This is a genomic window from Streptomyces sp. NPDC058291 (genome assembly GCF_042880855.1).
Taxonomy (GTDB): domain Bacteria; phylum Actinomycetota; class Actinomycetes; order Streptomycetales; family Streptomycetaceae; genus Streptomyces.
Genome location: NZ_JBHVYK010000155.1, coordinates 1 through 8,149 on the forward strand (window position 1 = coordinate 1; position 8,149 = coordinate 8,149).

General features: G+C 74.4%; 10 protein-coding genes and 1 pseudogene. 4 read left to right on the forward strand and 7 right to left on the reverse strand.

The features are described from left to right. Nucleotides 1-145: 145 nt before the first annotated feature. A complete protein-coding gene (locus tag ACFVYK_RS37395) occupies nt 146-1,285 on the reverse strand; it encodes a methyltransferase (protein ID WP_389781205.1) in 1,140 nt (379 codons plus the stop codon). A gap of 78 nt (nt 1,286-1,363) precedes the next feature. On the opposite strand from ACFVYK_RS37395, the gene ACFVYK_RS37400 reads away from it, so the two are divergent. Then, nucleotides 1,364-2,026 (forward strand): alpha-ketoglutarate-dependent dioxygenase AlkB family protein, encoded by a 663-nt coding sequence (locus ACFVYK_RS37400; protein ID WP_389781197.1) that lies wholly within the window; start codon nt 1,364-1,366, stop codon nt 2,024-2,026. A gap of 28 nt (nt 2,027-2,054) precedes the next feature. After that, nucleotides 2,055-3,299 carry an ROK family protein gene (locus tag ACFVYK_RS37405; protein ID WP_389781198.1) on the forward strand — a complete coding sequence of 415 codons (1,245 nt, stop codon included), beginning with the start codon at nt 2,055-2,057 and terminating at the stop codon, nt 3,297-3,299. 10 nt (nt 3,300-3,309) lie between these two features. On the opposite strand, the gene ACFVYK_RS37410 is transcribed toward ACFVYK_RS37405, so the two are convergent. Then, a complete protein-coding gene (locus tag ACFVYK_RS37410) occupies nt 3,310-4,077 on the reverse strand; it encodes an SDR family NAD(P)-dependent oxidoreductase (protein ID WP_389781199.1) in 768 nt (255 codons plus the stop codon). A gap of 124 nt (nt 4,078-4,201) precedes the next feature. Further along, on the reverse strand, nt 4,202-4,786 hold the full coding sequence (locus ACFVYK_RS37415; RefSeq protein ID WP_389781200.1) for a TetR/AcrR family transcriptional regulator: 585 nt from the start codon (nt 4,784-4,786) through the stop codon (nt 4,202-4,204). A gap of 121 nt (nt 4,787-4,907) precedes the next feature. Between ACFVYK_RS37415 and ACFVYK_RS37420 the strand changes: the two genes are divergently transcribed. Next, entirely contained in the window at nt 4,908-5,819 is a 912-nt protein-coding gene (locus ACFVYK_RS37420) for an NAD(P)-dependent oxidoreductase (RefSeq protein ID WP_389781201.1), read from the forward strand. Nucleotides 5,820-5,835: 16 nt separating this feature from the next. Here ACFVYK_RS37420 and ACFVYK_RS37425 read toward each other — a convergent pair whose 3' ends face one another. The 4 genes and pseudogenes from ACFVYK_RS37425 to ACFVYK_RS37440 all read right to left on the reverse strand — a co-directional run bounded on the left by ACFVYK_RS37425 (nt 5,836) and on the right by ACFVYK_RS37440 (nt 7,703). Beyond that, complete coding sequence (locus ACFVYK_RS37425; RefSeq protein ID WP_389781206.1) at nt 5,836-6,021, reverse strand: DUF1272 domain-containing protein; 186 nt, start codon at nt 6,019-6,021, stop codon at nt 5,836-5,838. Nucleotides 6,022-6,267: 246 nt separating this feature from the next. After that, nucleotides 6,268-6,468: pseudogene (locus ACFVYK_RS37430) on the reverse strand (phosphotriesterase); the annotation flags it as partial. Nucleotides 6,469-6,526: 58 nt separating this feature from the next. Next, entirely contained in the window at nt 6,527-7,111 is a 585-nt protein-coding gene (locus ACFVYK_RS37435) for a DUF4865 family protein (RefSeq protein WP_389781202.1), read from the reverse strand. Between the two features lie 10 nt (nt 7,112-7,121). Beyond that, complete coding sequence (locus ACFVYK_RS37440; RefSeq protein WP_389781203.1) at nt 7,122-7,703, reverse strand: TetR/AcrR family transcriptional regulator; 582 nt, start codon at nt 7,701-7,703, stop codon at nt 7,122-7,124. Between the two features lie 134 nt (nt 7,704-7,837). On the opposite strand from ACFVYK_RS37440, the gene ACFVYK_RS37445 reads away from it, so the two are divergent. Then, complete coding sequence (locus ACFVYK_RS37445; protein ID WP_389781204.1) at nt 7,838-8,113, forward strand: SHOCT domain-containing protein; 276 nt, start codon at nt 7,838-7,840, stop codon at nt 8,111-8,113. Nucleotides 8,114-8,149: the final 36 nt, after the last annotated feature.

Here is an 8,149-nt window from a genome sequence, read left to right on the forward strand (position 1 = left end):
CCAACTCCGAAGGCCGGGCGCCCCATTGCGGGGCAACCAAAAAGGTAATGGGGGGCAGGCGGCCGGCGCGCCCGTCGTGCCTGTCTGAGCGCGGGTCGCGAGGCCTTGGCCCGTACCGTCGAGCGGATCCTCGTCGGCGTGGGACTCATCCCCGCCTGACCGCCTTGAGCACCACGAACTTGCGGTCGCCGGCGACGGTTTCACAGGCGCCGAACAGCCGCTTGAGCTTCAGGTGGTAGCCCAGGTGCCGGTTGCCCACCACCCACAGTTCGCCGCCCGGCCGCAGCGCGCGCCGCGCCCCGGTGAACATGCGCCACGCCGTCGCGTCCGTCGTCGCCTGATGGGAGTGGAACGGCGGGTTGTTCAGCACGACGTCCACACTGCCGTCGGCCACCCCCGCCAGGCCGTCGCCGACCCGGAACTCGGCGTGTCCCGCAGCCCCGTTCGCCCGGTAGGTGGCTTCAGCCGACGCCACCGCCTGGAACGACTCGTCCGTGAACAGCACCTCGGCCGCCGGGTCCGCCAGCGCCACCGCCGTGCCGACGACCCCGTTGCCGCACCCCAGGTCGACGACCCGGCGCCGGCCCGCGGTGTCCGGCAGGTGCCGCAGGAAGAACCGGGTGCCGATGTCGAGCCGGTCGGCGCAGAACACGCCCGCGTGGTTGACGACCGGACGGCCGGCGAGCATGCCGCCGACGTCCTCGGGCAGGTCGTAGGTGTACGGCCACGGGTTGCGAGGACGCCTGAGCGACGGATCCGGGGTGCAGAACACCAGCCGGGCCTTCTGCTCGGCGAGAGAGGTCCGGGTCGGCCCGATGATCCGCTCGAACAGCCGCAGCGTCGAGGTGTGGATCTCCTTCACCATGCCGGCGCCGACGACGACCGTGTCCGCGTGCAGGGCGGGCGCCAGCCGCAGCAACTGGTCCTCCAGCAGCGCGAGGCTCTTGGGCACCCTGACCAGCAGCACGTCGATCCGCTCCGGCGCCGGATCCCGGGTGGTGAGCAGCCGGACGGCTCCGGCCTCGACGCCGGCCCGCGCCAGGTTCGCCCGGGTCGCCTCCTGCCCCAGCCAGGAGTCGGTGATCTGGGTCGGGCGGTGCTCCGCGAGCGCCGTGACCAGCGCGCCCCAGCGGTCGCCCAGCACCACCACGGTGCCGCTCAGCGGGACGTTCGCCGCCGCGAGGTGTCTGAGCAGATACGCGTCGGAGGCGTCCCAGGCGCGCAGCGCCTCGCGCGGATCCTCGGGGAAGCGGGTCAGGGCGACCTCGCCCCACGGCGTCGTCATAGGGTCGTTCATCGTGGGTCAAGGCTAGCCGAGCCGCAGATCAAGCCGGGTGTCGGAGCCGAGGAGGAGGATGGGGTCATGGACGCCGAGCTGTTTCCGCGGGAGCGGGCGCAGGTCGCGCCGGGCGCGGTGCACGTGCCCGACTGGCTGGACGGGCACCGCCAGCGCGAGCTGTTGCGGGCCTGCCGGGACTGGGCCCGTCCGCCGGCCGGTCTGCGCACGGTCCGCACACCCGGCGGCGGCGAGATGACCGCACGCCAGGTCTGCCTGGGCTGGCACTGGTACCCGTACGCCTACGCCCGTACGGTCGCCGACGGCGACGGCGCGCCCGTCAAGCCCTTCCCGGCCTGGCTGGGCGAGCTGGGCCGGCGCGCCGTGACCGAGGCACTGGGTCCGGCGGAGGCGGCGGGGGCCGCGTACGACATCGCCCTGATCAACTTCTACGAGGGCGACGCCCGGATGGGCATGCACCGTGACGCCGACGAGCGGGCCACGGCGCCCGTGGTCTCCCTCAGCCTCGGCGACGCCTGCGTCTTCCGCTTCGGCAACACGCGCACGCGCGCCCGGCCCTATACCGACGTCGAACTGCGCAGCGGCGACCTGTTCGTGTTCGGGGGAGCGTCCAGGCTCGCGTACCACGGGGTGCCGCGGGTGCTTCCGGGCACGGCCCCGGCCGGACTGGGGCTCGCCGGACGGCTGAACGTCACCCTGCGCGTCAGCGGCTTCCCGGACGCCGCCTGACGAAGCGGATCATGGGAGACTCGCCTCCATGAGCGGCAAGGCGGACCCCCGGCCGGCGGGGGAAGGGACCACGTCGAGGGCGCGGTTGGACCGGGGGCGCGGAGCGCTCGGGCCCGCGCTGGAGCTCGTGCACACCGGGCGGGCGCCCACCCGCGCCGTGCTCACCGCCGAACTCGGCGTCACCCGGGCGACGGCCGGCGCGGTGGCCGCGGAGCTGGAGGCGCTGGGGCTGATCCGGGTGGACGCCCGGCCCGCGGCGGCGACGGGCTCGCAGGGCCGCCCCTCGCACCGGCTGGAGGTCGCGCGGGAAGGCCCGGTCGTGCTGGCCGCGCAGGTCCACTCCGACGGGTTCCGGGCCGCGCTGGTCGGCCTCGGCGGGCGGATCGTCGCCACGACGCCCAGCTGCGAGACCGTCGACGCCGATCCGGCCAAGGTGCTCGGCGCCGCCGTCGACGCGGGGGCGGATCTGCTGCGGCGGACCGGCAGGCGCTGCGTGGGCGCGGGCCTCGCCGTGCCGTCCGCGGTCACCGAACCCGAGGGGCTGGCGCTGAACCCGCTGCATCTGGCCTGGCCGGTGGGCGCGCCGGTACGGGAGATCTTCGCCGAGCGGATCCGGGCCGCGGGCATCGCCGGCCCCGCCTTCGCGGCCAACGACGTCAATCTGGCCGCGCTGGCCGAGCACCGGCACGGTGCGGGACGCGGCGCCCGCGATCTGCTCTGCGTGGCCACCGGGCATCGGGGCGTCGGCGGCGCGCTGGTGCTCGACGGCCGTCTGCACACGGGCAGTTCGGGCCTCGCCCTCGAAGTCGGCCACCTCACCGTCAACCCCGAGGGCCGCCCCTGCCACTGCGGCAGCCGCGGCTGCCTCGACGTCGAGGCCGATCCGCTCGCCCTCCTCACCGCCGCCGGCCGCGAGCCGGGCCCCGAGGGCTCCCTGCTGCAGCAGGCCGACGAACTGATCCGCGAGGAGTACGGCGATCCGGTCGTCCGCACCGCCGTCGAGGCCCTGATCGACCGGCTCGGCCTGGGTCTCGCGGGCCTGGTGAACATCCTCAACCCCGACCGCATCGTCCTCGGCGGCCTGCACGGCACCCTCCTGGACGCCGACCCCGACCGGCTGCGCGCGGTCGTCTCCGACCGCAGCCTGTGGGGCCACGGCGGCGGGGTGCCCATCCTCGCCTGCTCCCTCGACCACAACAGTCTGGTCGGCGCGGCCGAGCTGGCCTGGCAGCCGGTGCTGGACGACCCGCTGGGGGCGCTGGCCGCCGGGTGAGGCGCGGGGCCTACAGCGCGGCCCCGCCGTCGACCACGAGGTCGGCGCCCACGACGGAGGACGCGTCGTCCGACGCCAGGTACAGCACCGCCCGCGCCACCTCCTGTGTCGAGGAGACCCGGCCCAGCGGCGACTCCTCCTCCATCCGCAGGGCTCGCTCCGCCTCGGACTCGCCGGGCCGCAGGGACATGGCCGTCGCGGACGCGCCGGGGCTGACGGCGTTGATCCGGACGCCGTCCCCGATGTGCTCCAGCGCGGCCCCGCGCGTGAGCGCGGTCACCGCCGCCTTGCTCGCGGCGTAGGCGGTCAGCCCCCGCACCTGCCGGTGTGCGCCGATGTTGGCCGAGACGTTGACGATGGCGCCGCCGGCCGGCTGCGTCCGCATCTGCCGGACTTCGGCCCGCAGGGCGAGGAAGACGCCGGTGAGGTTGGTGTCGAGCACCGTCCGCCAGTCCTCCTCGTCGACGTCGGCGAGCGGGCGTCCCGCGCGCAGCACGCCCGCGTTGTTGACGGCGACGTCGAGCGAGCCGAAGCGGTCGACGGCCGCCCGGACGACGGCGTCCAGGTCGGCGGCGCGGGTGACGTCGGCGACGTGGGCGAGCGCCGTTCCGCCGGTCCGCTCGACGAGCGTGACCGTCTCGTCGAGCGGGGTCCGGGTACGACCGGCGACGACGACCCGCGCCCCCTCGGCGGCGAGGGCGAGGGCGACAGCCCGGCCGATGCCGGAGCCGGCTCCGGTGACGAGCGCGGTACGACCGGAGAAACGGGTACGAGACATGCCAGTCCTTTCAAGACCGATCGTTCCAGTATGGCGGCGAGTGAAACCACGCCCGAGGGGTGCGGTGCTGAGCAGGAGACGGGTGGGGACACCGACAGGAGAGCGGGGACGGTTGGCGAACGCGTCAGTCCAGCAGGGTGAGCGCCTGCTCCGCCGCGTCCCGCAGCCGCGCCGGGTCGGGGGACGCCTTGCCGACCACCCGCACCCCCTGCAGCAGCACCAACAGCATGCGGGCCAGAGCCGACGGATCACGTCCGGCGGGCAGTTCGCCCTGGGCCTGCGCGCGCACCAGCGCCGACTGCAGCAGCGTCTCCAGATGCTCCCAGCTCAGCTCGACGCGCCGAGCGGCGGCCGGGTCGTGCGGGGCCAGTTCGGCCGCCGTGTTGGTGACGAGGCACCCGTACCCGCGGCGCCTCTCGTCGGTGGCCTCCGCCGTGAACCGCCGCACCACCGCGCGGACCGCGGGCAGCGCCGGCCCCGGTTGCGACAACTCGCGCAGGAGCAGCGGCTGATGCGTCTCCCCGTACCGGTCGAGCGCCTTGAGGTACAGCTCGTGCTTGGTGCCGAAGGTCGCGTAGACGCTGGCCCGCCCGATCCCGAGGTGCGCGACGAGATCCGCCATCGACGTGGCCTTGTAGCCGCGCCGCCAGAACAGCTCCAGGGCCGACTGCAGCGCCGCGTCGGGATCGAATTCCTTGGTCCTGGCCATGGGGGTGACGCTAGATCAATCGAGAACGAACGGTCAAGTATGGGCGGTCGGCTGCGGCGCGGAGGTGGCGCAGCGCGTGCGGCGGGACCTCGTCAGCGCCGCCGCGAAGTAGGTTGACGGCATGACAGACAACCTGACCGTGAGCGTCCTCGGCACGGGCATCATGGGCGCCGCGATGGCCCGCAACCTCGCCCGGGCCGGGCACAGCGTGCGCGCCTGGAACCGCACCCGCGCCAAGGCGGAGCCGCTCGCCGCGGACGGCGTGCGCGTCGTCGACACCCCCGCCGAGGCCGTCGAGGGCGCGGACGTCGTCCTGACCATGCTGTACGACGGTTCCGCCGCACTGGAGGTCATGCGCGCGGCGGCGCCCGCGCTGCGCGCCGGGGCGGCCTGGGTCCAGTCGACGACCGCCGGGATCGAGGCCGTCGGCGAGCTGGCCGCCTTCGCCCGCGCCCACGACCTGGTCTTCTTCGACGCACCCGTGCTGGGCACCCGCCAGCCCGCGGAGGCCGGTCAGCTGACCGTGCTCGCGGCGGGACCGCCGGCCGGCCGCGGCGCGGTGGCCCCCGTCCTGGACGCCGTCGGCGCGCGGACCGTGTGGACCGGCGAGGACGGCGGTGCGGGCAGCGCCACCCGCCTGAAGCTGGTGGCCAACAGCTGGGTCATCGCCGCCACCGCCGCGGCCGGCGAGGTCCTCGCCCTGTCGCAGGCCCTGTCCGTCGACCCCCATACGTTCTTCGACCTGATCGCCGGCGGCCCGCTCGACATGGGATACCTGAAGGCGAAGACCGCCCTGGTCCTCGAGGACCGGCTCTCGCCCGCCCAGTTCGCCGTGACGACGGCGGCGAAGGACGCGCGTCTGATCGTCGAGGCAGGTCGCGAGAACGGCGTCCGGCTGGACGTGGCGTCGGCGAGCGCCGAGCGGCTGGAGCGCGCCGCCGCTCAGGGCCATGGGGACGAGGACATGGTCGCCGCCTATTTCGCCAGCTTCGGCGACGGAGCCCGGCCCGACGGCGGCCAGGCACCCGCCTGACCCCCGCGTCGCCGGGTCACACGGCGGCGGCCCGGCGCGGCCGGGGCGTCAACTCGCCCCCGCAGTCGGGGCAGACATTCCGCAGGGTCTCGGCGCAGGGCACGCAGTACGTGCACTCGTAGGAGCAGATGCGGGCCGGTGCGTCGGGCGGCAACGCGGTCGTCGTACAGCGACCGCAGTGGTCGCGCATCTCCAGGGCCATGACTGTCCTGCTCCTCACTCGCGGCTTCGTCCGTCGTCGGCCATCCTGGCCCGCCGCGCCCGGCCGGGTCAGCGCCCCGGCGGGACAGACATCGACCCGATCGGGCCACGACCGAGCCGGTCGACGAAGGCTTCCGCCCACGCGGGAACCGGTCCACGGCCGGCCGGTCCACGGCGGGGCCGGTCCACGGCGGGGCCGGTCTACGGCCGGGCCGTCTACGGCCGAGCCGGTGTACGGCGCGGCGGCGGACGACGCGGGCAGGTCGGCCGCGCGCCGCCCGAGGCCGTACGGCGTCCACTGCACGACGGCCTCGCCGCCCTGCGCGCGGAACGCGGCGAGCTCGGCCCGCGCCGCGGACACGCTCTGCAGCTCCTGGCCGGGCAGCCGGGGAGTGCCGAAGAAGAGGTGGTCGTGCGCGTCGCACACCCCGAGCCGCTCGGCCGGCACGTCCCCGAGGACCGTGCCCGCTCGGCCGGCACGTCCCCGAGGACCGTGCGCACCGCGCTCACCACTGCCGGCCCCGGGGCAGCGCGGCCCGCCCCGGCGCGGACAGATGCAGCACCTGGAAGAGATCGCCCTCGGCCGCCGGCCCGTCGTGCTCCCAGAGCGAGAAGTGCACGGTCTCCCAGCGGCTCGTGTCCACGGCCGCCGCGGCGAGCACGGCCCCCTCCTCGCGTGCCAGCCGCCCGACCTCGTCCACCGCTTCCCCCATGGCCTCGGCGAGCACCCCCGTGTCCGGCACCGGCCGCCGCAGCCGCACCGCGAACCGCGCGGGCGAACCGGCTGTCATCCCCTCGTCGTACGCCAGACCGGTCCACTGGCGGGCCGTCGGACGCCCGAAGTCGTCGGTCAGCCGCTGGAATCCGCCGCCCCACAGGAAGTCGTTCATGCCGTCCACGGCGTTCCAGAGGTAGAACGGCGCGTACTGGTTGACCGGCGAACCGTGCACACCCCGTTCGCGCAGCAGATACGCCTTCAGGCCGAGGCCCGGCCAGTCGTCGAGAAGACGTCCCACGCGGGACACGCGCGCGCGGATGATCTCGGTGTCGTAGTCGGCGGGCAGCGTGAGCTCGTACTGCAGGGCGTGCATCGGGCGTCTCCTAGTCGGCCTGAGGGGGTGCGAGCAGGGTGAGCAGTCCCCGGACCGCGGCGTCGAAGTCGTCCGGCGAACCGGAGGCCCGCGCCAGGACGTAACCGCCCTGCACGGTGGCGACGACCGTCGCGGCGATCGCCTCGCCGTCCAGCGCGGCCGCGAACTGGCCCTGTTCACGGCCCTCTTCGACGATCCCCGCCAGCCGTTCCCGGATCCAGTCGATCGTCTCGTCGACCGGTTCGCGCAGTTCGTCGCTCGCGACGACGTCGGGATCCATCGTCAGCCGGCCGATCGGGCAGCCGCGCAGCACGTCCCGTTCGCGCAGGAGGTACGCCCTGATGCGCTCGTACGGCGTCCCCGGCCCGTCGAGGACGGTCGCGGCGGCGGCCCGCATCTCCTCGGCCGTCCGCCGGATCGCCGCCAGGGCGAGGTCGGGCTTGCCCGTGAAGTGGTGGTACATGCTGCCCTGTCCGGCGCCCGCGCGCTCCAGGATCGCCTTGGGGCTGGTGCCCACGTACCCGCGCTCCCACAGGAGTTCCCGGGTGGACTCGATCAGTCGCTCAGAGGTGCTCACGAAGAGAGTGTACATACTAGTAGTTACAGAAGGCGTACTCCTCAGGAGGTACGTGAACCGCCGCTGGTGGTACGACGACCGGGACCCCTTCCCGGCGGGACTCTTGAAGCGTCGCAGTGCACGAGAGCTCTCCGAGGAGATGACCCGAGATGAACACCCTGGCGAACGGGAACGGCGGCGGACCCGGCCCGTGGATCCTGTTCCTCCCGCTGATCTGGGCGGCCGTCGTCGTGGGCGTGGTCACCGTGCTGCGCCGAACCGTGTGGCGAGGCCGCCGCGGACCGTGGAACCCCGCGCAGCGTCCCGCCGCAGACTCACCCCTCGCGGTCCTCGGTCGGCGCTTCGCCTCCGGCGAGATCGACGAGGACGAGTACTGGCGCCGGGCGTCCGTCCTGGAAGAGAGGTTCGGCCGGTCCGATCGCTAGGACCGCTGCCGTTCGGACCCGTGCGCTGCCGTGGGG